Source organism: Novosphingobium sp., from assembly GCF_041905565.1.
Lineage (GTDB): Bacteria > Pseudomonadota > Alphaproteobacteria > Sphingomonadales > Sphingomonadaceae > Novosphingobium.
Genome location: NZ_JAYRKX010000003.1, coordinates 65,773 through 89,994 on the forward strand (window position 1 = coordinate 65,773; position 24,222 = coordinate 89,994).

The 24,222-nt window shown below is 67.9% G+C and carries 17 protein-coding genes; 6 read left to right on the plus strand and 11 right to left on the minus strand.

Features of this window, described 5'->3' with window-relative positions:
• Window positions 1–109 precede the first annotated feature (109 nt).
• From ACE3N9_RS03745 to ACE3N9_RS03760, 4 genes are read right to left on the minus strand one after another with little or no spacing between them, the layout of a single operon-like run.
• A complete protein-coding gene (locus ACE3N9_RS03745; protein WP_374280985.1) occupies window positions 110–1,357 on the minus strand; it encodes an acetyl-CoA C-acetyltransferase in 1,248 nt (415 codons plus the stop codon).
• Between the two features lie 25 nt (window positions 1,358–1,382).
• A complete protein-coding gene (locus ACE3N9_RS03750) occupies window positions 1,383–2,360 on the minus strand; it encodes an NAD(P)H-dependent flavin oxidoreductase (protein ID WP_374280987.1) in 978 nt (325 codons plus the stop codon).
• Window positions 2,361–2,373: 13 nt separating this feature from the next.
• On the minus strand, window positions 2,374–3,594 hold the full coding sequence (locus ACE3N9_RS03755) for an acyl-CoA dehydrogenase family protein (RefSeq protein ID WP_374280989.1): 1,221 nt from the start codon (window positions 3,592–3,594) through the stop codon (window positions 2,374–2,376).
• Window positions 3,591–4,685: an acyl-CoA dehydrogenase family protein gene (locus tag ACE3N9_RS03760; RefSeq protein ID WP_374280991.1), complete on the minus strand. Its 1,095-nt coding sequence runs from the start codon at window positions 4,683–4,685 to the stop codon at window positions 3,591–3,593. Before ACE3N9_RS03760 ends, ACE3N9_RS03755 begins: the two co-directional genes overlap by 4 nt.
• A 124-nt stretch (window positions 4,686–4,809) precedes the next feature.
• Here ACE3N9_RS03760 and ACE3N9_RS03765 point away from each other — a divergent pair, with 124 nt between their 5' ends.
• Both ACE3N9_RS03765 and ACE3N9_RS03770 read left to right on the plus strand, forming a co-directional pair.
• A complete protein-coding gene (locus ACE3N9_RS03765) occupies window positions 4,810–6,300 on the plus strand; it encodes an acetyl-CoA acetyltransferase (RefSeq protein ID WP_374280993.1) in 1,491 nt (496 codons plus the stop codon).
• 14 nt (window positions 6,301–6,314) lie between these two features.
• Window positions 6,315–7,511 (plus strand): acyl-CoA dehydrogenase family protein, encoded by a 1,197-nt coding sequence (locus ACE3N9_RS03770; RefSeq protein ID WP_374280995.1) that lies wholly within the window; start codon window positions 6,315–6,317, stop codon window positions 7,509–7,511.
• On the opposite strand, the gene ACE3N9_RS03775 is transcribed toward ACE3N9_RS03770, so the two are convergent.
• Window positions 7,508–8,380 carry a helix-turn-helix domain-containing protein gene (locus ACE3N9_RS03775; protein ID WP_374280997.1) on the minus strand — a complete coding sequence of 291 codons (873 nt, stop codon included), beginning with the start codon at window positions 8,378–8,380 and terminating at the stop codon, window positions 7,508–7,510. The genes ACE3N9_RS03770 and ACE3N9_RS03775 overlap by 4 nt on opposite strands.
• 99 nt (window positions 8,381–8,479) lie before the next feature.
• Here ACE3N9_RS03775 and ACE3N9_RS03780 point away from each other — a divergent pair, with 99 nt between their 5' ends.
• A complete protein-coding gene (locus ACE3N9_RS03780; protein WP_374280999.1) occupies window positions 8,480–9,667 on the plus strand; it encodes a cytochrome P450 in 1,188 nt (395 codons plus the stop codon).
• A 220-nt stretch (window positions 9,668–9,887) separates the two neighbouring features.
• Here ACE3N9_RS03780 and ACE3N9_RS03785 read toward each other — a convergent pair whose 3' ends face one another.
• The gene (locus tag ACE3N9_RS03785) at window positions 9,888–11,483 is read right to left on the minus strand and encodes an isocitrate lyase (protein ID WP_374281001.1); all 1,596 of its coding nucleotides are present in this window, start codon (window positions 11,481–11,483) and stop codon (window positions 9,888–9,890) included.
• Between the two features lie 152 nt (window positions 11,484–11,635).
• Between ACE3N9_RS03785 and ACE3N9_RS03790 the strand changes: the two genes are divergently transcribed.
• Both ACE3N9_RS03790 and ACE3N9_RS03795 read left to right on the plus strand, forming a co-directional pair.
• Window positions 11,636–13,027, plus strand: a complete 1,392-nt coding sequence (locus ACE3N9_RS03790; protein WP_374281003.1) for a short-chain fatty acyl-CoA regulator family protein — start codon at window positions 11,636–11,638, stop codon at window positions 13,025–13,027.
• Window positions 13,028–13,126: 99 nt separating this feature from the next.
• Window positions 13,127–13,897, plus strand: coding sequence for a DUF2189 domain-containing protein (locus ACE3N9_RS03795; RefSeq protein ID WP_374281005.1), 771 nt, complete (start codon window positions 13,127–13,129; stop codon window positions 13,895–13,897).
• A gap of 30 nt (window positions 13,898–13,927) precedes the next feature.
• Here the strand turns inward: ACE3N9_RS03795 and ACE3N9_RS03800 are convergent, their stop codons facing one another.
• The 4 genes from ACE3N9_RS03800 to ACE3N9_RS03815 form a co-directional block, all read right to left on the minus strand.
• A complete protein-coding gene (locus ACE3N9_RS03800; RefSeq protein ID WP_374281007.1) occupies window positions 13,928–15,382 on the minus strand; it encodes a tannase/feruloyl esterase family alpha/beta hydrolase in 1,455 nt (484 codons plus the stop codon).
• Window positions 15,383–15,471: 89 nt separating this feature from the next.
• Entirely contained in the window at window positions 15,472–18,090 is a 2,619-nt protein-coding gene (locus ACE3N9_RS03805; RefSeq protein ID WP_374281009.1) for a TonB-dependent receptor, read from the minus strand.
• A gap of 47 nt (window positions 18,091–18,137) precedes the next feature.
• Window positions 18,138–19,166: a hypothetical protein gene (locus tag ACE3N9_RS03810; RefSeq protein WP_374281011.1), complete on the minus strand. Its 1,029-nt coding sequence runs from the start codon at window positions 19,164–19,166 to the stop codon at window positions 18,138–18,140.
• Complete coding sequence (locus ACE3N9_RS03815) at window positions 19,163–20,299, minus strand: CapA family protein (protein ID WP_374281013.1); 1,137 nt, start codon at window positions 20,297–20,299, stop codon at window positions 19,163–19,165. Before ACE3N9_RS03815 ends, ACE3N9_RS03810 begins: the two co-directional genes overlap by 4 nt.
• Before the next feature lie 221 nt (window positions 20,300–20,520).
• Here ACE3N9_RS03815 and ACE3N9_RS03820 point away from each other — a divergent pair, with 221 nt between their 5' ends.
• The gene (locus ACE3N9_RS03820; protein WP_374281015.1) at window positions 20,521–21,498 is read left to right on the plus strand and encodes a hypothetical protein; all 978 of its coding nucleotides are present in this window, start codon (window positions 20,521–20,523) and stop codon (window positions 21,496–21,498) included.
• A 9-nt stretch (window positions 21,499–21,507) separates the two neighbouring features.
• On the opposite strand, the gene ACE3N9_RS03825 is transcribed toward ACE3N9_RS03820, so the two are convergent.
• Window positions 21,508–24,207 (minus strand): alpha/beta hydrolase domain-containing protein, encoded by a 2,700-nt coding sequence (locus tag ACE3N9_RS03825; RefSeq protein ID WP_374281017.1) that lies wholly within the window; start codon window positions 24,205–24,207, stop codon window positions 21,508–21,510.
• Window positions 24,208–24,222 lie beyond the last annotated feature (15 nt).

Consider the following 24,222-nt stretch of genomic DNA (forward strand, 5'->3'; position numbering starts at 1 on the left):
CGCGGGCCGCCGACAAGGGTGTTCCGCGCCCGGCGCGCGCAATCCATGACACGAATCAAAACCCCCTCCCCCGGCAGGGGGAAGGGGCCTTGATTTGCCTGAGCGTCGATCAGATGCGTTCGATGATGATCGCCGGGGCCATGCCGCCCGCCGCACACATCGTGATCAGGCCATAGCGCCCGCCGGTGCGTTCCAGTTCGTCCAGCGCGGTGCCGATCAGCATCGAGCCGGTCGCGCCGATCGGGTGGCCCAGCGCCATCGCGCCGCCGTTGGGGTTGACCTTGGTGCGATCCAGATCGAGATCGCGGATGAACTTTTCGGCGACCACGGCGAAGGCTTCGTTGATTTCGAAGACGTCGATATCGTCCTTGGTCAGCCCGGCCTTGGCCAGCACCTTCTTCGCCGCCGGAACCGGGGCGTTGAGCATCAGCGTCGGGTCATCGCCGCAGTTGACATAGGCGACGATCTTGCCGCGCGGCTTGAGGCCGTGCTTGTCGGCGTATTCCTTGCTGGCGATCAGCACCGCGCCGGCGCCATCGACCACGCCCGAGCTGTTGCCGGCGTGGTGCACGCCCTTCCAGTTCAGGTCGGGATAGCGACGCTGGATCTGCTTGCGGAAGGTGGTGCCGCCCAGATCGAAATCGGCGATGGCATCGAAGCTGGCCTTGAGGCTGGCCAGACCTTCAGCGGTGGTTTCCGGACGCGGGAATTCCTCGTGGTCCAGCGCGACCGAGCCGTCTTCGTTGTAGACGGTGACCAGCGACTTGTCGAAGCGGCCTTCACGGATCGCGCGGTCGGCGCGTTCCTGGCTGACCAGCGCCAGCGCGTCGAGCGCTTCGCGCGGGATGCCTTCCATCGCCGCGATCGCGTCGCCGCACACGCCCTGGTGGCTCTGCGGGTGCAGCGCGTCGAGCGCGAGGTTGCCCGAACCCATGCCCAGCGGCTTGATCCCGGCGTTGGCTTCTTCCGCGCCGACCTGGGCGGTGTAGCTCATCATTTCGGTGCCGCCGGCAATGACGCAGTCTTCCATGCCCGACATGACTGCCGCCGTGGCGAGGTTGACCGAGGTGATGCCGCCGCCGCAGAAGCGGTCAAGCGTCATGCCCGAGGCGCCGATGTCGTAACCGGCGGCCAGCGCGGCCATGCGGCCGAGGTCGCCGCCCTGCTTGCCCTTCTGGGTCGAGGTCGACCAGATCACGTCATCGACGGTGCTGGTGTCGAGGTTGTTGCGTTCCTTGAGCGCCTTGAGCACGGTCGCGGCGAGGTGCTGCGGGTGGAGGTGCGAAAGAGCGCCCTTGCCGGGCTTGCCGATGCCGCGCGGGGTGCGGACTGCGTCGATGATATAGGCGTCTGCCATGGTGGTTACTCCTTGAATGGCAAAATCAGGCGAGCTTGCTCGCCAGGCGATTGCGGATGATTGCTTCGGCGTCGGCGACAATCCGGCTGACCAGCACTTCGCAGGTCGGGATGTCGTGGATCAGGCCCTGGATCATGCCGGCGGTCCAGATACCATGTTCGGTATCGCCCGTCTGCAACCCTTCGCGGCCGCGCACGCCCTTGACCAGGTCGGCCACGGCTTCGAACGGCTTGCCTTCGGCTTCGGCCGCGACGACCGCCTGGGCGATGCCGTTCCTTGCGACGCGGGCGGTGTTGCGGAAGCTGCGGAAGATCAGCGCGGTCGAGCGTTCGTCATTATCGACCATCGCCTGCTTGAAGTTCTGGTGGATCGGCGCTTCGACCGTCGCGCAGAACCGCGTGCCCATGTTGATCCCTTCGGCCCCCAGCGCGAGCGCGGCGGCGAGGCCGCGCCCGTCACCGAACCCGCCCGAGGCGAGCAGCGGAATCTTGACCTTGTCGGCTGCCGCCGGGATCAGGATCAGGCCCGGGATGTCGTCTTCACCGGGGTGGCCGGCGCATTCGAACCCGTCGATCGAGATCACGTCAACGCCCGCCTTTTCCGCCGAAACGGCGTGGCGGACGGCCGTGCACTTGTGCAGGATCTTGATGCCGTGCGGCTTCATCATTTCCCACAGCTCGCGCACCGCCGGGGTGCCGGCGGTTTCCACCACCTTCACGCCGCTGTCGATGATCGCCTGGGTATAGGCCTTGTAATCGGGGGGATTGATCGCGGGGAACACGGTCATGTTCACGCCGAAGGGCTTGCTGGTCATGCCCTTGCAGCGTTCGATCTCGTCGCGCAGCGCCTGGGCGCTGGGCTGGGTCAGGCCGGTGATGATGCCGAGGCCGCCGGCATTGGAAACGGCGCTGGCCATTTCCGCCGTGCCGACCCACTGCATCCCGCCCTGGACGATCGGATGCTCGATCCCGAGGAGTTCGGTGATCCGCGTCTTGAGTGCCATGGTCTTGCCCTCCTCAGGCCGGAATCTGGTTGAAGGCGACGCCCTTGTCCGGGCGGTGATCCTGCGGCAGGCCCAGGATACGCTCGGCAATGGTGTTGAGCAGGACTTCGTCCGAACCGCCGGCGATGCGGCCGGTCGGCGCGTTGAGCCAGCTCGCGCCCCAGTCTTCCTTGACGTAGGCGTGCGGATCGAAATGCAGGCCAAGGTTGCCCTGCAGGTCCATCGCCAGTTCCGACAGCTTCTGACGGCTGCGCACCGAGACGAGCTTCTGCAGGCTGCCTTCCGGTCCCGGCTCCATCCCCGCCATCATCATCTGGAAGGCGCGGCTGGTGATCGAATCGAGCCCGGCGCGCATCGCGTGGTTGCGGGCGATCTGCTGGCGAACGCGGGCATCCTTGAGCGCCGGCTTGCCGTTGATTTCCAGCCCCTTGACCAGGTCGACGAAGACATCGAGGTGCGGGCCGAAGCCGCCGCTGTCGGTCGCGATGTAGCGTTCGATCATCAGCGTGGCGAGCGCCACGCCGAAGCCGCCGCCCACCGGGCTCATCCGCTGGCTGTCTTCAAGCCGGACGTCATCGAAGAACACTTCGTTGACGTGGCTGTCGCCGCCGGCCAGCTTGATCGGGCGCACGTCGACGCCCTTGGCCTTCATGTCGACCCAGAAATAGGTCAGGCCCTTGTGCTTTTCGACCGTGGGATCGGTGCGGACCACGATCACGCCGTAATCGCAGTATTGCGCCCAGCTGGTCCAGATCTTCTGGCCGGTCATGCGCCAGCCGTTGCCGTCCGGCTCGGCCTTGGTGCGCAGGCCCGCGAGGTCCGAGCCGCCCGAGGGTTCGGAGAACAGCTGGCACCAGATTTCCTCGCCGCGCAGCGCCTTGACCACGCGTTCCTTGACCCAGGCGGCGTGTTCCTTGTTCTCGCCCATGCCGTAACGCATCAGGATCGGCACCGGCATGCCCAGCGAAATGCCGAAGAACACCGTCGGCATGCCGAAGTTCATTTCCTCGGAATCGTAGGCGATCTTTTCGAGGTGGGTCAGGCCCTGCCCGCCCATTTCCTTGGGCCAGTTGATCCCGGCATAACCGGCTTCATACTTCAGCGCCTGGAACTCGCGGCCCAGCGCCAGTTCCTCTTCCACGGTCATGCCGCGGCGCGCATCGCGCGCATACTTCGGCGCCATGCTCTGCAACCATTCGCGCGCCTTCAGGCGATAGGCTTCAAGATCGCTCATGCCGCTTCTCCCGTCAGCTGCTGAACCAGCAGGTCTTCCCAGAAATAGAGGTTGCCCAGTTCCACCGCCAGGCTGCGCGCGCGGCGCATGTGGAGGTGCAGGCCCATTTCCCACGTCACGCCGATCCCGCCGTGGATCTGCACGCAATCGCGCGAGGCGGTGTCATAACCATCGGTCGCGGCAATGCGCGCGTCGGCAGCGGCGATCAGGAAGTTGTCCTTCCCCTCGCTCGCGGCGGCGGCGATGCAGTTGGCGCGGGCGATTTCGACCAGGCCATACATTTCCGCGATGCGGTGCTTGATCGACTGGAACGCGCCGATCGGCTGGCCGAACGCCTTGCGGGTCACGGCATATTCGCGCGCGATGTGAAGCAGCGCCTCGGCCCCGCCGACCTGTTCGTGGGCAGTGACCACAGCCATCCGCGCCAGCACGTCGAGCGCCAGGGTCTGCGCCGCATCGCCTTCGACCAGCAGCGTCGCCGGCGCGCCGGCAAAGGCGAGATCGGCATAGAGACGCGAATTGTCATAGCTGTCCACAGGCGTGCGCACCGCGTTGGCCAGTTCGACCAGGACCAGCGCTGGCTGGCCATCGTGGCGTGCCCAGACGATCGCGAAATCAGCCTTGAGACCGCCCGGAACCGCTTCCTTGGCGCCCGACAGCTTGCCGCCAGCGAAGGTCGCGGTCGGCGCGGCGGGCAGCGGATCGGTGCCTTCGGCGAAAGCCACGGTGCCCAGCGCTTCTCCGCTGGCGAGCTTGGGCAGCCAGGCGGCCTGCAAATCGGCATGACCCGAGCCGATCAGCGCCTGCGAGGCGCCATAACCAAAGGTCAGGAACGGCGCGCCGGCCGTGGCCGCGCCGGTCGCCAGGGCCACCAGCCCCAGTTCGACCAGTCCCAGGCCCAGCCCGCCGTGCTGTTCGGGAATTGCCAGAGCGGTCCAGCCCTGCTCGACCGCGGTCTGCCAGAACGGTTCGTCATATTGGCCGGTCTGCTCAAGCAGCTTGAGCAGGCGGTCCTTGCTGGCGCGCGCATCAAGGACGCGGCGCGATTCGGTTGCGATGGCTTGCTGGCCTTCGTCGTACAAGATCGACATGGGCGAATCTCTCCCTTCGATTTCCCGTTTAATTGCTCGATTAAATTTGGCAATGGACTAGAAGTGCATCAAGGCCCTTGCCCGTTTCTGACGGGTTGTCAATTATTGTGGAGAGGAACGCGGGATGGACCAGGATCGGCTGCCGGTAATCGTCGGGGTGGGACAGGTGAACGACCGTCCGGCCGATCCGCTGGCGGGCATGGACCCGGTGGAACTGATGGTTGCCGCCCTGCGCAAGAGCGAGGACGATGCCGGCGCCAGCCTGATCGCCGACGCTGATTTCCTGGGCGTGGTCAAGCAGATCGCCTTCCCCGACATCGCCGATGCGTGCGAGCCGCTAGCCGCCGCGCTGGGCATCGCGCCCGCGCAGATGATGCAAAGCGAAGGCCCCAATGGCGACAGCCCGATCCTGCTGCTGAACGAGGCCGCCAACCGCATCGGCGCGGGCGAGGCGAAGATCGCGCTGGTCTGCGGGGCCGAGGCGCTGCGCACCGCCGCCGCCCGCACCGCCGCCGCGCAAGGCGGGCGCAAGCCCGACCAGCTGCGCGAAGCTTCCCACCGCCGCCAGCTGGGCTATGCGCAAAGCTATGGCCTGGTCGCGCCGGTCGACGTCTATCCGCTGTATGAGAACGGCCTGCGCGCCAAGCTTGGCCAGTCGCTTGACCAAGCGCAGGCTGAAAGCGGCGCGATCTGGAGCCGGTTTTCCGAAGTGGCCGCCGCCAACAAGAACGCCTGGATCAGGAAGCCCGTCAGCCCGGCGGACGTGGTGACGCCGAGCGAAAGCAACCGCCCGATCGCCTTCCCCTATACCAAGCTGCAGGTCGCCAATTCGGCGGTCAACCAGGGCGCGGGCTTCATCGTTACCAGCGCGGGCGAAGCCCGGCGGCGTGGCATCCCCGAGGACAAGTGGATCTATGTCGGCAACGGCGCCGCCGCGCACGAGGCTGACAGCTGGATGAAGCGCGACACCTATGACCATTCGGCCAGCATGGAAGTGTCGATCCTGAAAGCGCTGGATTTGAACGCCGTGCGGCCCGATCAGCTGGACACCGTCGAACTCTATTCCTGCTTCCCCTGCATTCCCAAAATGGCGCGGCGGATCATCGACTGGCCGCTGGACAAGCCGGCCAGCCAGTTCGGCGGACTGACCTTTGGCGGCGGGCCGATCGGCAATTACATGAGCCATGCGGTCGCCAGCATGGTCGATCGGCTGCGCGCCGATCCCGGCACCGGGCTGCTGTTCGCCAATGGCGGCTATGCCACGCACAACCATTCCATTGTCGTATCGAGCGAGCCGATCCCGGCGGCCACCTTCCCCCGCAGCTACGATTTCCAGGCCGAGGCCGATGCGGCGCGCGGCCCCATCCCGGAGCTAGACAAGGACTATGCCGGCGCCGCCCGGCTCGAAACCTTCACCGTGTTCTATGGCCGCGACGGCCAGCCGCGCGCGGGTGTGGTCGCGGCGCTGACCCCGGCGGGCCAGCGCGTGCTGGCGCAGGTGCCGGGGAATGACACCGCCACGATCGAACGCCTCACCAGCGCCGAAGGCACGCCCGTGGGCGCATCCGGCACCATCACGCGCGGCGAAGAACTCAGCCGCTGGACCTTTGCCTGAACAGGATTTCCACCATGACCGAACAGTCCACCATTTCCGCCCAGGCCCGCGACATGGCCGCACGGGTCGAACGCTTCGTCCGTGACGAGATCGTGCCCTATGAAAAGGACCCGCGCCGCGACCACCACGGCGCGCCGACCGACGAGCTGGTCTATGAAATGCGCGCAAAGGCCCGCGCGGCGGGCGTGCTGACCCCGCATATCCTGCCGGGCGGCGCCCACCTCAACCAGCGCGAGACGGCAATCGTGCTGATCGCTTCGGGCCTTTCCCCGCTCGGCCCGCTGGCCTGCAACACCATGGCGCCGGATGAAGGCAACATGTACCTGCTGGGCCACAAGGCCAATGCCGAGCAGCAGGAACGGTTCCTCAAACCCCTGGTCGAAGGCCGCGCCCGCAGCGCTTTCTTCATGACCGAACCGGCGGCCGACAACGGCGCAGGGTCCGACCCCGGCATGATGCTCACCACCTGCCGCCGCGATGGCAACCACTGGGTGATCAATGGGCGCAAGTGCTTCATCACCGGGGCGGCCGGGGCCAGCGTCGGCATCGTCATGGCCAAGGACGAAACGCCGGGCGGTTCCGGCGGCGCCTGCATGTTCCTGGTCGACCTGCCCGATCCGGCGATCCGCACCGACCACGTACCCAACACCATCGACAGCTCGATGCCCGGCGGCCATGCCACGGTGACGATCGACAACCTGCGCGTGCCGGCCGACCAGATGCTGGGCGAAGCGGGCGAAGGGTTCAAATATGCGCAGGTCCGCCTGTCTCCTGCGCGGCTGTCGCACTGCATGCGCTGGCTGGGCTGCTGCATCCGCGCGCATGAAATCGCCAGCGACTATGCCTGCCGCCGCATGGCCTTCGGCAAGCCGCTGATCGAACACGAAGGCGTCGGCTTCATGCTGGCGGAAAACCTGATCGACCTGAAGCAGGCCGAACTGATGATCGACTGGTGCGCCGGGGTGCTGGATACCGGCAGCCTGGGCACCACCGAAAGCTCGATGGCCAAGGTCGCCGTGTCCGAAGCGCTGATGCGCATTGCCGACCGCTGCGTCCAGGTGATGGGCGGCACAGGGGTGTCGGAAGCGACCATTGTCGAACAGGTGTTCCGCGAAGTGCGCGCCTTCCGCATCTATGACGGCCCGACCGAAGTCCACAAGTGGAGCCTGGCCAAGAAGGTCAAGCGCGACTGGCGCGAACGGCAGGGCTAGGCTCTCAGCCAGGCCCGTTCACGCCGGAAGCGGCTGGGCTCCATCCCGGTGCGCGCCTTGAAGAAGCGGCTGAAATAGGCCGGATCGGCAAAGCCGAGGTCGCTGGCGATCTGCGCCACGCCCGCGGCGGTGAAAGTCAGCGCGCGCATTGCCTCGCGCAAGCTGCGTTCCAGCGCCAGATCGCCCGGCGGCTTGCCCGTGACCTGGCGGCAGGCGCGGGTCAGGGTTTGCGGCGTGGTGCCGAGCGCGCGAGCATAGTCCGCCACGCTCCACTGCGCACGGTAATGCTGGTCAAGCAGCGCGGTGAACCGGTGCACCAACGCCAGGCGGCGGTCGGGCGGCCCCTCGCCCGCCTGGGCACGGGCCGCCGCTTCCTCGACCTGGGCGAGCAGCACGGCAAGCGTCGCCAGCGTGGTCGCATTCGGCGCCGGACCGCGCGAGCAGAGCCCCGCAAGCAGGGCATCGACCATCCCCACTTCGGCGAGAGCGAGCGAGCGCACCCGCCCGCCGCGCAGCACCGATCCGGCCGCGAACGGGGCGAGGCGCGGATCGTCGAGCAGGGCTTCAGCCAGGCTCAGCACCCAGCCCTGCGTGCCGGGAACGAAGCGGAAGGCGTGGACCGTGCCGCCGGGGACCACGGCCAGCGTGCCGGGCGGCAATGCCGCCTCACCCTCGCCATCGGCCAGCACGCCCTGCCCCTCGCCCACCAGCAGCAGCTGGACGATGCCGGGATGGGCGTGCGGCGAAATGGTCCATTCATACAGGCTGGAGCGCGCCGAGATCGGCTCGATATGCACGAATTCGGGGGCAAGATCGCCCCCGGCTTCGCCGTAAAGGCCAAATTGCGTGATTTGCGTGGCTTCGCCCATTGCGCCGGGCAGCATGGCCGAATGACCGAAAAGTGCAAGCAATTGTCGCAAAGCTGCGTGGCCGGGCGCGCGCGCCCGTGCCATTGTGCCAGGATAAGCATGCCACGAGAGGACCCCGACATGGCCTTCCGGTTCGATCCCTACGATCCGGCGTTCGACGCCGATCCCTTCCCAGCCTACAAGGTGCTGCGCGACGAGTACCCCTGCTTCTATTCCGAAGAAGCGGGCATGTGGGTGCTGTCACGCTATGATGACGTGCTGGCCGCGCTGACCAACTGGCGGGTCTATTCGTCGGCCAAGGGCAACCTGATCGACGAGTTTCCGGGCCGCGCCGGATCGACGCTGGGCAGCAGCGACCCGCCGCGCCACGATCGCCTCCGCGCGCTGATCCAGTCGGCGATGACCAAGCGCGCGCTTGACCACATCCTCGAACCGGCGCGGGCGGCCTGCCACCAGCACCTGGCCGAAATCCGGGACAAGGAGGTGTTCGACTTCGTTGGCGACTATGGCTCGAAGATGACGGTCGACCTGCTGTTCTACCTGTTCAACCTGCCCCGCGAAGGCGCCGAGCAGGTCCGCGACAACGCGGTGCTGATGGTCCAGACCGATGCCAAGACCCGGCAGAAGACCGAAAAGCACCTCGAAGCGTTCCGCTGGATGGCCGACTATGCCGAAAACTTGGTGCGCGAGCGCAAGAAGAACCCCGGCGACGACCTGCTGTCGGGCTTCATCACCGCCGAAATCGACGGCGAGAAGCTGCTCGACAAGGAAGTGCAGCTGACTGTCACCACGCTGATCATGGCGGGGATCGAAAGCCTGTCGGGCTTCCTCGGGATGTTCGCCTACAACCTGGCGAACGAACACGACGCGCGGCGGAAAATCGCGGCGGATCACAACCTGATTCCGGATGCGATGGAAGAATCGCTGCGCTTCAACACCTCGGCCCAGCGCTTCAAGCGCTGCCTGCAGGTCGATACCGAGCTGCACGGCCAGACCATGAAGGCGGGCGATTTCGTGATGCTCGCCTATGGCAGCGCCAACCGCGACGAGCGCCAGTTCGAAAACCCCGATTTCTACGACATCACCCGGCGGCCCAAGCGCCACCTGGGCTTTGGCGGCGGGGTCCATTCGTGCCTGGGCGCAATGCTGGCGCGCGTGGCGACCGAAGTGATCTTCAGCGAATTCCTGAAAGTCGTGCCCGAATTCACACGGGTGGACGATGTGCTGCCGTGGGTGCCCAGCTCCAACTTCCGCAGCCCGCAAGTGCTGCGCCTGGCGCGCGGCTGAACGCAAGCGAATTGGCCCGCCGCACCCAGGGTGGTGCGACGGGCCAGCTTTCCTCCCCAGGAAAGTCGGTGCGGACAAACCGCTCCATTGCATTCGTCATTGCGAGGGACGAAGGCCCGAAGCAATCCAGGGCGGCTTGAACGGCTCTGGATTGCTTCGCTTCGCTCGCAATGACGCGCTTAAGGAGCGTTACGCCGCGAACTGGCTCCTGCCCGCGGCTTTATGCCGCGAACTGGTTCATCGTGTTGTGTTCGCCGCCGGCCTTGAGCGCGGCTTCACCGGCGAAGTATTCCTTGTGATCATCGCCAATGTCGCTGCCCGACATGTTCTGGTGCTTCACGCAGGCGATGCCCTGGCGGATTTCCTGGCGCTGGACGTTCTTGACGTAGCCCAGCATGCCCGCGTCGCCGAAGTATTCCTTGGCGAGGTTGTCGGTGCTCAGCGCCGCCGTGTGATAGGTCGGCAGGGTGATGAGGTGGTGGAAGATCCCCGCCTCGCGCGCCGCGTCCTTCTGGAAGGTGCGGATGCGTTCGTCGGCTTCGGCGGCCAGGTCCGAGCTGTCGTAATCGACGCTCATCAGCTTGGCGCGGTCATAGGCCGACACGTCCTTGCCCTCGGCAGCCCAGGCGTCGAACACCTGCTGGCGGAAGTTCAGCGTCCAGTTGAAGCTGGGGCTGTTGTTGTAGACCAGCTTGGCGTTGGGCATCACTTCGCGGATCCGGCTGACCATGCCGCCGATCTGGCCGATGTGCGGCTTTTCGGTTTCGATCCACAGCAGGTCCGCGCCGTTCTGGAGCGAGGTGATGCAGTCCAGCACGCAGCGATCCTCGCCGGTGCCGGTGCGGAACTGGTAGAGGTTGCTGGGCAGGCGCTTGGGCTTCAGCAGCTTGCCATCGCGGGTGATCAGCACGTCGCCGTGGCCAATGTTCGAGGCATCGACTTCGTCGCAGTCGAGGAAGCTGTTGTACTGGTCGCCAATGTCGCCCGCTTCACGGGTATAGGCGATCTGCTTGGTCAGGCCGGCGCCCAGCGAGTCGGTGCGGGCAACGATGATCCCGTCCTCGACGCCCAGTTCCATGAAGGCGTAACGGACCGCGCGGATCTTCGCGAGGAAGTCCTCGTGCGGCACGGTGACCTTGCCGTCCTGGTGGCCGCACTGCTTTTCGTCCGAGACCTGGTTTTCGATCTGGATCGCGCAGGCCCCCGCCTCGATCATCTTCTTGGCGAGCAGGTAGGTCGCCTCGGCATTGCCGAAGCCGGCATCGATATCGGCGATGATCGGCACGACGTGGGTCTGGAATTCGTCGATCTTGTGCAGCAGGCGGTGGGTGTTGACCGCGTCGCCCGCCGCCTTGGCGGCATCGAGTTCACGGAACAGGCCGCCCAGCTCGCGCGCATCGGCCTGGCGCAGGAAGGTGTAGAGTTCCTCGATCAGCGCGGGCACGGTGGTCTTTTCGTGCATCGACTGGTCGGGCAGCGGGCCGAATTCGCTGCGCAGCGCGGCGATCATCCAGCCCGACAGGTACAGGTAGCGGCCCTTGGTGGTGCCGAAGTGCTTCTTGATCGAGATGAGCTTCTGCTGCCCGATGAAGCCGTGCCAGCAACCCAGCGACTGGGTGTAGTTGGCGGGATCGGCGTCATAGGCGGCCATGTCCTCGCGCATGATCTTCGCGGTATAGCGCGCGATGTCGAGCCCGGTCTGGAAGCGGTTCTGCAGGCGCATGCGGGCGACGCTGGCCGCATCGATCCCGCTCCAGGCCTGCCCATAGGGGGCGATCTGCTTGCCGGCTTCGGCGATGGTCTGCGAATAGGTCATGGGGCAATTCCTCTTGAGCCTGGGCCGCGCGGGCCGTGTCCATGGCCCTGACATGCCGACGATGCTGCGCTGCGGAAAGGCCACGCGGAGTCGCCTTGTAAGACGTTACAGCTTTTCCTTGTAAAGTTGTGCAGACATGACAAAGTGCGCGCATGGCCGATTCCCGCCCGCTCTATCTTGGCCCGCGCCTGCGCCGCCTGCGCCGCGAACTGGGGCTGACCCAGCAGGCCATGGCGCAGGACCTGCGCATCTCGCCCAGCTACATCGCGCTGATCGAACGCAACCAGCGCCCGCTGACCGCGGACCTGCTGCTGCGCCTCGCCAAGAGCTACCGCTTCGACCTGACCGACTTTGCCGGGGACGATGCCGAAGCCTACGAACAGCGCCTCGCCAAGGTGCTGCGCGATCCGCTATTCGCGGACATCGAGCTGCCCGCGCTGGAAGTGGCGGACCTTGCCAGCAGCTTCCCGGGGGTGAGCGAGGCGCTGCTGCGCCTGCACGAAGCCTACAGCCGCGAACAGCGCGCGCTGGCCGAACAGCGCGAAGTGCCCGGCGGGGCCGACCCGGTGGCCGAGGCGCGGCGCTTTGTCGCGCGCGAACGCAATTACTTCCACGCGCTCGACACCCGGGCCGAGGAACTGGCCGCCGAAATCGCCCGCGCCGGATCGCTGGCCGACTGGCTGGGCAAGACGCGCGGCACCCGCCTGCGTTACCTGCCGCCCGACGTGATGATGGACGCCCTGCGGCGGTATGACCGGCACAACGAACAACTGCTGATCGACGATACGCTGGACGGCGCCAGCCGCCAGTTCCAGGTGGCGATGCACATTGCCTATACCGCGCTTCGCAAGGAGATCGCCGCGGTGCTGGCCGGGGCGGGCCTCGCCAGCCCCACGGCCCAGGCGCTGGTGAAGCGCGAGCTGGCTGCCTACTGCGCCGCCGCGATCCTGATGCCGTACGACCGCTTCGCCCGCGCGGTCGAAGCACGCGCCTATGACATCGAGGCGTTGAGCCGCCAGTTCGGCACCAGCTTCGAACAGGTCACCCACCGCCTCACCACGCTGAACAAGCCGGGAATGCTGCGGGTGCCGTTCTTCTTCATCCGGGTCGATCCGGCGGGCAACGTGTCAAAGCGGCTCGACGGGGCGGGCTTTCCCTTTGCCGCGCATGGCGGCGGCTGCCCGCTGTGGAACGTCCACACGGTGTTCCGCACGCCGGGCGAGATTCACACCCAGTTCCTGGAACTGCCCGATGGCCAGCGCTTCTTCTCGATCGCGCGGACGGTGACGGCGGGCGGCGGCAGCTTTGCCCGCCCGCGCGTGACCCGGGCGATCGCGCTGGCCTGCGCTGCGGAACATGCACCGAAGCTGGTCTATGCCCAGAACCTTGATCCGCGCAGCGCCGAAGCCAGCCCGATCGGGGTGACCTGCCGGCTGTGCAACCGCGCCCTGTGCGCCGCGCGCGCCGCCCCGCCGATGGGCCGCGAGATCACGGGCGACGACAACCGCCGCGGGATCGCTCCGTTCGGCTTTGCCGAAGGCTGACCCGGCCCTTCCCCGCCCGCTGCTCTTGCCGCCCCGCCGCTCTTGCCGACCTGCCCGCTTTGCGGCAGCATCCGCGCGGGACAGGATGGGAGAGGTGTGATGACCACGGGCGATGCAACGCCGGTCGCGCCAGCCAAAGTGGCCAGCGATCTTGGCATGGCCGATCTGCGCAGGGCATTGGCGGCGGGCTGGGCCGATTTTGCGGCGCGGCCGCTGTTCGGGCTGTTCTTTGCCGGGATCTACGTGATCGCCGGCCTCTTGCTTTATTACCTGATGGTCCAGCGCGGCGCGGTGGAATGGCTGGTCCCGGCAGCGGCGGGCTTTCCCTTGCTCGCCCCGTTCATCGCGGTGGGCCTGTACGAGGTCAGCCGCCGCCGCGAGGCCGGGGTGGAACTGCGCTGGGGGCCAGTGCTGGGCGCGCTGCGCGGGCGCGGTGACGAACAGCTGCTGATGATGGGCGGGTTCGTGTTCGTCGGCTTCACCTTCTGGATGATCCTGGCCCACGGCATCTTCGCGATTTTCATGGCCGAATCCGGGATCGGCGCGCAGTCGCTGTCGCTGTTCGCCACGCCGGCGGGGATCGCCATGCTGGCGGTCGGTTCGGTCTGCGGCGCACTGATGGCGCTGCTGTTCTATGCCGTGACGGTGATCAGCCTGCCGATGCTGGTTGACCGCGATGTCGATTTCCTGACCGCGATCATCGTCAGCCTGGCCACGGTGCGCTCGAACGGCCTGGTCATGCTGGCCTGGGCCGTGCTGATCGGCGCGGTGCTGTTCGCGGCGATGCTGCCCGCCTTCCTGGGGCTGCTGGTGGCGCTGCCGGTGCTGGCCCACGCCACCTGGCACCTCTACCGCCGCGCGGTGCGCTGACCGGGCGGCGCGACCCGGCCCGCCGCCGCGCTAACGTGCCTGCGGCAGCGGGCGGCGCAGCAGCCGGGACAATGTGCCGTCGGTCACGCAGGCACAGGCGCTGGCGGTGTCCTGCGGCCCGTGGCCATCATGGCGCGCCACTTGCGGGAAAGGGCACAGCACGCGGGTCAGGGCCCGGCCGTCCGCCCCCTGTTTGGCCGCGATCAACTGGCGCGGCGCTTCGCCCTGTTCGACCCAGCGGATCAGCGCCCACAGCACGTCGCGCGCGGGATCGGTTCCGGCCGGGACATGGCCCGAACCGCCAAAGCTGTCCGCCCCCGGCCCGCCCCGGCAATGGTACATGCCCGGCACCATGAACAGCCGCACCGCATCGTCCAGCGCGTCCAGCCCGCCATTGGCGGCGGCCAGATCGGCATAATAGCGCAGCGTCGGCCCGGCATTGGTCGAAGGATCCTGCCAGCCCTGGTAGATGATCGCCTTGTGCCCCTGGGCGATGAACGGCTGGATCGCCGTGCTGTCGGCGCGCAGCTGCGGCATCAGCGCGTTGACCTTGGCCAGGTCGGCCGTGCGGCGAAAGGTCAGCGCGTCCCAGTCGGGATTGTTGTAAACCGCATCGGCCCACATTGCCCGCAGCAAGGGCGACGGCGGCCCGGGACGGGTGCGCACGCCGGGGAACAACCCCCAGTCCATCGCCCGGCCGCGCTCGTCGCGCAGCGGCGCGACGATCCGGTCGAGCATCGCGCGTTGCGGCGCGGTCAGGCACTCGCCCGCCTGCCCCGGCTTGCACAGCAGCTGGCGGGTATCGAAGCGGCAGGTGGCCGAGTTCTCGATGATCCCGTCGCGCACCCCGTCCTGCCCATCGCAGGCCTGGTGCACGGCGCGTTCATAGAGCGACCACTGGGCGTCGCTCAGCATCCCTGCGGGCTGCTTCTGCTGTTCCAGCGCGAACCACAGCATCCGCACCGATTGCAGCGGCATGTACGGCCCGGGCGCGCCGGCAACCACGCCGTCGTAATCGCCCGGATAGGCCTGCATTTCCTTGAGCGCCTGGCGCCCCCCGCCCGAACAGCCGAGATAATAGGACCGGTTCGGGGCCTGACCATAGAACCGCGCGACCAGCGCCTTGGCGGCCTGGGCGGTGAGGTGGCTGGCGCGGTGTTCATAGTCGACGCGGGCCTGCGGACGGCTCATCCAGCGCGCCTCGCTCGCCTTGTGGCCGCTGTCGGTGGTGACGGTGGCAAAGCCCTGCTCGATCCGCAGCGCCATGTCGCGGTAGTTGTAGACGCCCGCGTCCCCGCCCACGCCCGCGCCCAGCAGGCGGCCGTTCCAGTTCAGCGGCAGCCACAGCTCGAAGCCGATGTTGCCTTCGATCTTCCCCTCGACCCGGCACAGCGGGACAGTGACCGGGGTGGCGGAATAGGTCCCCGCGCCGTCCGGTCGCCATTGGGGGGCCGGGACAATGGCGCTCGCGCGTTCGACCGCCACGGCCCCGGCCTGCCCCACCAGGGCGGCACATTGGCCGCCCTGGGGAGTTGCTGCTGCCGCGATAAGAGGGAGGAGCGGCAGCAGCGGCATCAGAACTTGACCGCGGCGCTGAGCGAGAACATCCGCGGGATCGGGTTGGCCGACTGCGCATCGTAGCCGCGCGTGGTATCGACGAACGGCGGATCCTCGTTCAGCAGGTTGCGCACGTCGAAGCTCAGCCGCACCCGGCTCAGCACGTCGACGCCCAGCGACAGGTCGAAGGTATCGTACTTGGCGACCTGCTGGCTGGGGGTGACCGTGGTGTTGAGGTAGCCGGCCAGGTGGTTCCAGGTCAGGCGGGTGGAGAAGATCCCCAGCTTTGCGCCCAGGTCCGCCTGCGAACGGAACTTCTGCGGGAAGTTGATCGTGCCGATCACGTCGGCCACCGCCGCGCCCGGGACAGCCTGGAACAGGTACTTCGTGTAATAGGTGCCCTGGAAACCGGCATCCCACTTCACCCCGCCCAGCTGCCAATCGTAATAGAGCCCGAAGTCCAGCCCGCGCACCTGGCTGCGGCCCAGGTTCTGGCGCCGGCCATCGACGATGAAGCTGACCGCGCTGGTGTTGATCACGTTGTTGAGCGGCAGGCCCGACCCCACCAGCGCCGACACTTCCGCCGCGCTCGGGTTGAACTTGACGAACGAGGCGTAGAGCGGGTTGGTCAGGATCCCCGGCGTGCCGCGCAGCGCCTGGATCTGGTTCTTGTAGTCGATGTCGAACCAGGTCAGCGAGGCGCGCAGCCCCGGCAGCGGGCTCAATTCACCGCCGACCGACCAGGTCCGCGCGGTTTCGGGCTTCAGCCCCGGATTGCCGCCGGCAATGCCGATCCCGGTCTGGTTGCCCGCGGCGCCCGGCAGCGTATCGTAGTACAGCCCGGCCCCGCCCGCGATGGTCGACACTTCGGTAAAGGTCGGCGCGCGGAACGACTTGCCATAGCTGGCGCGCAGCGCCAGCGCATCGACCGGCTTCCAGGTCAGCCCCAGCTTGGGGTTCGAAGTGCTGCCGAAATCGCTGTACTTTTCATGGCGCCCCGCGACCGAGAGCGAGAGCTGCTCGATCCCCGGCATGGCATTGCCGCTGCCGACCAGCGGAATGAACAGTTCACCGAACAGCGCCTTGACGTTGCGGGTGCCGGCATCGTGCACGCTCAGCGGCGTCGCCGCCTGGCCGGTCAGCAGGTCGGTATAGGTGTATTCGCGGCGGTACTCGCCGCCCACCGCCAGCTTGACCGCACCGCCGGGCAGATCGACCAGGCTGCCGTCAAGCTGGGCATTGACCACGTCCAGCCGGGTCCGGCCGGTGATGACGAACAGGTTGTCGCGGATCTTCGCGATGGTCGCCGGGTTGTTCGCCCCGCCGAACACGTTGAGCGCGGTCAGCGGATTGGTATCGGCCAGCGCGGCATTGAGCGCGGCGGTGTTGACCCCGACCGTGCGGTTGGCCACGTCCTCGCTTTCGCCGTGGGCGTAATAGACCGTCGCTTTCCAGTCGCCCATCACCTGGGCTTCCAGCCCGGCACTGACGTTCCAGGTTTCGCCGCGATAGGGGTTGAAATCCGGCCCGCCGTTGGTCGGCACCAGCGACCAGGCAACCGACACCGAAGTCAGCCCCGCCACCGGGGTAACGAAGAACGGGTTGGTGTTGCGCACGGTCGCGCTGATGTTGGTCAGCTGCGCCAGCTTGCCCTTGCGGTAGGAATAGAACCCGTCGGCGAACAGCTTGATCCCTTCGGCCAGTTCCTGGTTGAAAGTACCGGTCAGGTTATACCGGGTCTGTTCGGGAATGACGGTGTCGAGCGAATTGTAGAAGCACTTGTTGCTGGTGCCCGCCACCAGGCTGCCGGCCGTGGCGGCAGTGACGCCGCTGGCGGGGATGGCATAGGTCTTGCCGCTGGCGGTAATGGTGCCCGCGCCGCAATTGGTCACGCGCAGGTCGCGCCCGCCGCGCGCGCGGTTGTCGTCCTGGTAGAAATCGAGGTCATAGCCGCGCAGCGCATCGTTGTGGGTGAGCTCGCCCGCGATCATGAACGAGCCGGTGTCCCACTTGCGGCCATAGATCCCGGCGATCTGGTGTTCCTGGTAGCCGCCCTCGGCAATCCCGGCGCGGGCGCGCAGTTCGATCCCGTCGAAATTGCGCCGCAGGATGAAGTTGACCACCCCGGCAATCGCATCAGACCCATAGATCGCCGAAGCGCCATCGGCGACCACTTCGACCCGTTCCAGCGCGATCGCGGGGATCGCGGACGGATCGGTGTACTGGCCCTGGGTGCCCTGCGGCGGCAGGCGCTTGCCATCGTAGAGCAGCAAGGTTGCATTGGTGCTGATCCCGCGCAGGTTGATGCCCGCACCGCGCGTGGCGTTGGCCGCGCCGTTCTGGGCGCTGCCGCCGTTGCGGTTGGCCCCCAGCGAGACCACCTGCGGCACGCGGCGGAGCAGGTCGTTGGTGGAAATGACCGGCTCTGCTGCGATCTTTTCGGCGCTGATCCCGATCACGTTCGACCCCACCGGGGCAATCCCGCGAATGCGGCTGCCGGTGACCACGATCGTGCCGGCATCGCTTTCGGCATCGGCGGCTTCGGGGCCGGCGGCGGCATCCTGGGCGAATGCCGGCAGGCTCAGCGCCAGCGAACTTGCCGCGCTCAGCGCCAGCAGGCGAATGGTCTTGGTCATGGGTAATCCTCCGTGCAGGTTCGGGGTCGTGGTGCCCCGCAATGGGTTCAAACAGTCTCGCCGCGCGCCTCGCGCCGGGCCGCCAGGCGCGGGGCGATGGACAACAGGACGATCGCGGCAACCAGGATGGCGGCGCCGACCAGTTCGGCCGGGCGCGGCATCCTGCCGCCGAACAGCAGCGCCAGCAGCACCGATCCGCCGACCCCGGCGACCAGGCTGGCGGCGCGTTCCAGCGCCACGCAATAGGCGTTCTCCTTGGGGTCGAGCAGGATGACGATGGCCACCACCCCGATCACCGCCAGGGTCGCACCGATCAGAAACAGCGGCCAGATCACCGGATCGGTCCAGACCGCGCCGAAGCCCCAGGCCAGTTCGCCCGATTGACCGCCGATGCCCGATGCCGAAATCACCGCCAGCACCGCCACCGAGAGCGGCAGGGCAATCACCTTTTCCTCGACAAAATAGCGCTTTACCGAGGCTGGATCGCCCGTTTTCGAGATGCGGTTCATCACCGCCAGGCGCAGGAAATAGCCGAAGGTGTAAAGCACCACGGTCAGGATCGCGAGCGGCGGCAGGTTGAGCCCGCCGCGGTCGAACAGGGTGATGAACAGCGCGCCCAGCACCATCGCCAGCGCGACCCACGAATACCACCGCACCCGCCGCCCGAACAACACGTCGACCAGCGGCGCGATCACCAGGATGTCGCCGCGCATCAGCAGCTGGATGAACGGGATCGAGACATCGGCAATGGTAAACGACAAGGGCACCGTGAACAGCACCAGCGCCGTGCCAAAGCCCGACAGCAGCGTCAGCCGCGTCGGCACCGGCACGCGGCAGCCGGCCACCCGCACCGCGTTCGCTTCGCGGTGCCAGCCCGACCACCAGATGAACAGGTAGGTCAGCACCATGTTGAAGATCAGCGACGCCGGCAGCGTTTCCAGCCCGGTCAGCGGCCGCCCCAGCCCCGCGTGGGGCGTGGTGCTGACCCAGCGGGTGATCATCACGTTGGGCAGGTAGAGCAGGAAGTAGAGCCCGACCCAGCCTTCCATCGGCAGGTTGCGCAGCCGCCCGCTCATGCCGTCACCTCAACCATGTCGGCCTGCGGGACGTAGCGGGCGTTCAGCCCCGCCTCGCCGGTCACGGCGGTCATGTATTCCAGCACCTGGGCATATTCGGCGCTGCCCGGATCAACCACGCGCGGCACCGCATCGCGGCCGATGTACAGCGGCAGGAAGCCCGCGCGCAGCAGCTTGCCGCCGCCGATTTCCAGCCGCGCGATCATCGACAGGCGCGCGGCGGTGGGAAAGTTGTACAGCCCTTCGAAGTCCGGCTCCCACTCCTCGGCCAGCACGCGGATCTCGTTCCAGCTTTTCGACTTGGCGTGGGCCTCGTCCATCTTGAGGTCGGTGGCGAAGTTGCACAGCGAATGGAACACCGGCTTGCCGTCAATCACCTCGCACCCCTTCAGGATGTGCGCGTGGCCGCCCAGGATCGCATCGGCCCCGGCGGCAATCGCGGCGCGGGCCACGTCGCGCTGGTAATCGGCAATCGCGGCACGAACGAAATGGATGCCCCAGTGCTGCGACACCACGACCACGTCGGCCTGGGCCTTGGCGGCGCGAATGTCGGCCTCCATCGCGGCCAGGTCCTCGCGGTGGGGAAAGGTGTGGATCCGCGCCGGGGTGCCCGGCTGGTCATGCTCGATCTGTTCATAGACCGTGTGCGCGCGCATCGGCGCGCAGCCGGGGCGGCGTTCATCCGCCCAGTAGGCCTGCGGCAGGATGCTGGAATAGGCCAGCAGGGCCACGCGGGTGCCATCGCCCAGCGTGCGGATCACGGGGGTGCGCGCCTCGGCAATGTTGGCGCCCGCGCCAACCACCTCGATCCCCGCCGCGCGCAAGTGATCGCGGGTTTCGAAGAAAGCTTCGGCGCCCCAGTCCATGCAGTGGTTGCCGGCCATCGAGATCACGTCGAACCCCGCCCGGCCCAGCGCCGCGGCGCCTTCCGGCCGGGCCAGCACGGCGTGGCGGGCCTGCGGCAGACGGGTGCCGCCCGCGGCAAAGCTGGTTTCCAGCTGGCCGAAAGTCAGGTCCGCCGCGCGCAGCAGATCGCCCGCCGCGACGAAGCTTTCGTCATAGTCGGCGCGGTCCATGGCCAGATCGCCGGTGGCAAGCAGGATATGCGGCACGCCTTTCTCTCCCCGATCCATTACCCCGCCCGCTGCGGCGCGTTTAGTAATGAATCATAACAATTCGTTCGTATCGCGTTTAGCAAGCGCTTGCAATGGCCGATCTGCCGTGCCCGCAACGCACTTTCCCTTACGGATTTAAGGACCATCGCCCCACGTCCAAGCCGAAAAATTGTCTGCAAGGGCTTGCGCCCCGTCCCGCGCCGATTAGCATCGCCCGCCGAACCCGAGAGGAGATCCCCATGCGCCTGCCCCTGCCGAACCCGGCCCTGACCGCCGCCTTGATCGCCGCACTGGCCGCGCCGCTGACCGCGCAAGTGCCCGCGCCCCCCGCGCCCGAAGCCGTGGCGGCGGCGCGCGCCGCCTATGACGCCCTGCCGAACGGCCCGGGCGACGGCCCCTATCCGGCCAGGATGGAAGTGGACCCCACTCTGGCGAACCATGTGGTCTATCGCCCGGCCAACCTGGCGGCGGTGGGCCAGCGCAAGCTGGGCGTGCTGGTCTGGGGCAACGGCGGCTGCCGCGCGGATGGCGCCAGCGCCCGCCAGCACCTGTTGAAGATCGCCTCGCACGGCTACCTGGTGATCGCGCCGGGCCAGGTCTATTCTGGCCCCGGCGCGGTCGGAGCGCGGCCCGAACGCAGCCCCGACGCCAGCGGCAAGCTGCCGCCGGTCGCCACCACCAGCCGCGACGTGCTCGCCGGGCTGGACTGGGCGCTGCAGGAAAACACCCGCAAGGGCAGCGCGCTGCGCGGCCGGATCGATCCCGCACTGGTGGCTGTCGCCGGCCATTCGTGCGGCGGGCTGCAGGCGCTGCAGGTCGCGGCCGATCCGCGCATCCGCGCCGTGCTGATCCACAACAGCGGGGTCTTTGCCGATGGCAGCAACCCGATCCAGGGGATCAGCGTGGACAAGCGCCTGCTGAAGGGCCTGCACACCCCGGTCGTCTATTTCCTCGGCGGTCCGGGCGATGTCGCCTATCCCAACGGCAGCGACGATTTTGCCAGGATCGACCATGTCCCGGCGGTCAAGCTCAACCTGCCGGTCGGCCACGGCGGCACGTTCCAGCGCCCCAATGGCGGCGCGGTGGCCAGCGTCGCGGTTGACTGGCTGGAGTGGCAATTGCGCGGCGACAAGGTGGCGGGGCGGACCTTTACCGGGGCCAATTGCCGGCTGTGCGCATCGGGCGAATGGTCGATCGAGCGCAAGGGGATCGATTGACCCCACGCGCTAGTCGCAACTGCCCCCGCGCCGGCACGGCCGCAGCATCGGCGCGGGCGTGTGGCGAATGGTTCCGGCCGGCGGGTTGGGCCACTCGCCGCCATCCAGCCGCGCTTCGAGCTGTGCCAGCGCGGTCAGCGCGGTTTCCTTGCTCTGCCCGCAGTGCCCGGCGGCATCCAGCCACAGCCCCTGCACCATGCGCGGATCGGCGGCATCGAGATAGGCCTGCTGGAGCGAGGGCGAGGTCGCCCCGTCGCCCAGCGTCTGCACGCTCAGCACCGGCACGCCCGGCCGGGCGGTGGGGGTGTAATGAGCCATCATGTAGGCCACTGCGCCCGGCTGCGCGGCAATGCGCGGCGCGGCGTTCAGCCGGGCCAGGTCGGCAGCCAGGTCCAGCCCGGCCTGGCGGTAGAGCGCCTCGACCATCGCGCGGCGGCCCGAACGATCCAGCTGCGCGGCATAGTCCACCCCGATGTTCCAGCTGAACACGCCGCCGGCGCGGCGTTCCTGGTCCTGCCGGGGCAGGAACACGCCCATGACAAAGGCCGCGGCAATCTCGTCGACCTGGCGCTCGAAGTCGGCCTCGGCCGGGCGCGCGCTGCCGCGCACGGTCCAGCCGGGGATGCCTCCCAGCACGCCCGCCAGCGCCAGCCGCGCCCGCCCCTGGGCAGAAGCCAGCGCCGCCGCCACCGCCGCCTGCGCGCGGCGGCTATTGGCCATGTCGTCGCTGATCCCGACCAGTTCCAGCCCGGCATCGGGGGCAACCAGCGTGCGCAGGGCAAAGGCCCCGTCCAGCGCCATGTTCATCATCCCCACCGCCCCGCCGATCGACGGGCACAGCGCGATCGCGCCCTGCACCACCGGCCGGCGCCGTTCGGCCAGCGCAGTCGATACCAGCCCGCCCATCGACTGGCCCCAGGCCAGGGTCCGGCGCGGCTGGCCATGGATCCTGGCAAAGGCGGCCAGGACGGCCTCCTGCGCGGGGACCGCTTCGGCCAGCGCCCAGCCATCCGCGCCGTAATTCGATGCCGCCAGCGCATAGCCCTTGGCCAGCAAGGCGTCGCGCCAGGCGGCAGGCGCCACATCGGGCGCACCGGCCTTGGGCGAATAGCCCCGCCCCCACAGCAGCAGCGTGCCGTTCCAGTTGGCCGGCACTTCGGCCGCCCATTTCGCGCCGCCGTGCAGCGTGCCCGCGCTGGCCGCCGGCTTGTCGCCGCGCCCGCGGGGAAAGGCCTGGGTGGCAAAGCGTTCGGCCGCGCGCAGCTGGGCGATGGCATCGGCCTCGAGCAGCCAGCGCTGGCGCACCAGTTCGCCCAGCCGCGCCTTGAACCGGGCGAGGTATTCGCCCTTGCCGCCGGGATAGGCCTTGGCGATCAGCGCCGGGTCGACCGGCAGGCGGCGCAGGTTGCGGCGCGGCACCTTGCCGCCGCACAACTCGGCCGGCGGTTCGCCATAGCGCACCAGCGGCAGGTCAAGCTGCGCCGCGCGCACCCCGCCCAGCGGGTTGCCGAATGCGTCGCGGATGAAATCCTTGCCATCGGCGGCCACCTGCATCCGGCTCGCCAGCGGCGGCGCCTGGCCCGTTTCGACCCAGCGGTTGAGGTTGACCAGCGCGGCCTGCGCCACGTCGCGCATTGGCACGTCGGTATCCTCGACCGTGCAGGCGACCAGTGGTTCGACCGCCGGATGGCGGCGCGCGGCCAGTTGCACCGATGCGGCGCGGACCTGCGCCGAAATTCCCGTATCCCCGTGGCTTACGCCGCCCAGCTCATAGATCCGGTGACCACCCGCCACGGCGTCGCTTTCCGGGCGCTGGGGATAGATGTTGGTGATCGCCTCCATCTCGCTGGTCAGCTCGATCACCGGACGGTCGATCACCCGCAGCAACTCGCGGTTGCGATCCTTGACCGGATCCGCCGAATTGAGCGGGGTGTGCCCGGCGGGCACCGACCCGGCCGAAATCCCGATCAGGTAGCCGTCGACCACCGGCGAGCCATCGGGGCGGCGATAGCGGTCATGGAAGCCGAAATTGATCCAGCTGCGGATGGTCGAACCCAGGAACGACCAGCCCGAAAAGTAGACGTGCCGCACGTTCAGCCCGGCAAGCGGGCCGTCCCGGCCCGGATCGCGCAGCAGGGTGGCGGCCTGGCCCATCGCGTCCCAGCGGATGCCGTCGTCCTCGCCCCACTGGAATGCGCCGTAGCGCCGCGGATCGTACCAGCCGAACAGCTTGGGCGTGGTCACCGGCCACTGCGCGGTCGAACGCTCGCGCGTTCCGGCATCGCCGCCGATCGCGAGAAAGGCATAGGCCATGCCGCTGCGCAAGACCAGCGCATCGATCCGCCCCCACTGCGCGCTGGCCAGACTGGGGTGGGTAAAGCCCATCTGGACGGTGCCGTTGAACTTGCGCGGATCGCGCGGCCGCAGGATCACCAGCCGGGTGGTGTACGGGACCTTGGCGGTGCGCACTTCGGCCAGGCCATCGGCCGTTTCGCCATAGATGTTGCCCTCGCCGCTCAGCAGGAATTCCTCCTGGACATAACCGGCGGCCCGCATTGCCGCGTCCTCGCGCGTGCCGGCCAGCACCACCGGGGAAAAGACCTGCGAACTGGCGGTTTCGGGCAGCGGGCCGATCCAGCGCGGTGCGGCGGCGCACACCGGCGTGGCCAGCAGCGCCAGCAGCGGCAGGACAAGGGCGGTCAGACGCATGGGACGGGTCATCCT

Excerpts from the sequence above, each read along its gene's own strand:
- ACE3N9_RS03745 (WP_374280985.1), bottom strand. The coding sequence starts at position 1,357 with ATGGCAGACGCCTATATCATCGACGCAGTCCGCACCCCGCGCGGCATC.
- ACE3N9_RS03750 (WP_374280987.1), bottom strand. The coding sequence starts at position 2,360 with ATGGCACTCAAGACGCGGATCACCGAACTCCTCGGGATCGAGCATCCG.
- ACE3N9_RS03755 (WP_374280989.1), bottom strand. The coding sequence starts at position 3,594 with ATGAGCGATCTTGAAGCCTATCGCCTGAAGGCGCGCGAATGGTTGCAG.
- ACE3N9_RS03760 (WP_374280991.1), bottom strand. The coding sequence starts at position 4,685 with ATGTCGATCTTGTACGACGAAGGCCAGCAAGCCATCGCAACCGAATCG.
- ACE3N9_RS03765 (WP_374280993.1), top strand. The coding sequence starts at position 4,810 with ATGGACCAGGATCGGCTGCCGGTAATCGTCGGGGTGGGACAGGTGAAC.
- ACE3N9_RS03770 (WP_374280995.1), top strand. The coding sequence starts at position 6,315 with ATGACCGAACAGTCCACCATTTCCGCCCAGGCCCGCGACATGGCCGCA.
- ACE3N9_RS03775 (WP_374280997.1), bottom strand. The coding sequence starts at position 8,380 with ATGGGCGAAGCCACGCAAATCACGCAATTTGGCCTTTACGGCGAAGCC.
- ACE3N9_RS03780 (WP_374280999.1), top strand. The coding sequence starts at position 8,480 with ATGCCACGAGAGGACCCCGACATGGCCTTCCGGTTCGATCCCTACGAT.
- ACE3N9_RS03785 (WP_374281001.1), bottom strand. The coding sequence starts at position 11,483 with ATGACCTATTCGCAGACCATCGCCGAAGCCGGCAAGCAGATCGCCCCC.
- ACE3N9_RS03790 (WP_374281003.1), top strand. The coding sequence starts at position 11,636 with ATGGCCGATTCCCGCCCGCTCTATCTTGGCCCGCGCCTGCGCCGCCTG.
- ACE3N9_RS03795 (WP_374281005.1), top strand. The coding sequence starts at position 13,127 with ATGACCACGGGCGATGCAACGCCGGTCGCGCCAGCCAAAGTGGCCAGC.
- ACE3N9_RS03805 (WP_374281009.1), bottom strand. The coding sequence starts at position 18,090 with ATGACCAAGACCATTCGCCTGCTGGCGCTGAGCGCGGCAAGTTCGCTG.
- ACE3N9_RS03810 (WP_374281011.1), bottom strand. The coding sequence starts at position 19,166 with ATGAGCGGGCGGCTGCGCAACCTGCCGATGGAAGGCTGGGTCGGGCTC.
- ACE3N9_RS03815 (WP_374281013.1), bottom strand. The coding sequence starts at position 20,299 with ATGGATCGGGGAGAGAAAGGCGTGCCGCATATCCTGCTTGCCACCGGC.
- ACE3N9_RS03820 (WP_374281015.1), top strand. The coding sequence starts at position 20,521 with ATGCGCCTGCCCCTGCCGAACCCGGCCCTGACCGCCGCCTTGATCGCC.
- ACE3N9_RS03825 (WP_374281017.1), bottom strand. The coding sequence starts at position 24,207 with ATGCGTCTGACCGCCCTTGTCCTGCCGCTGCTGGCGCTGCTGGCCACG.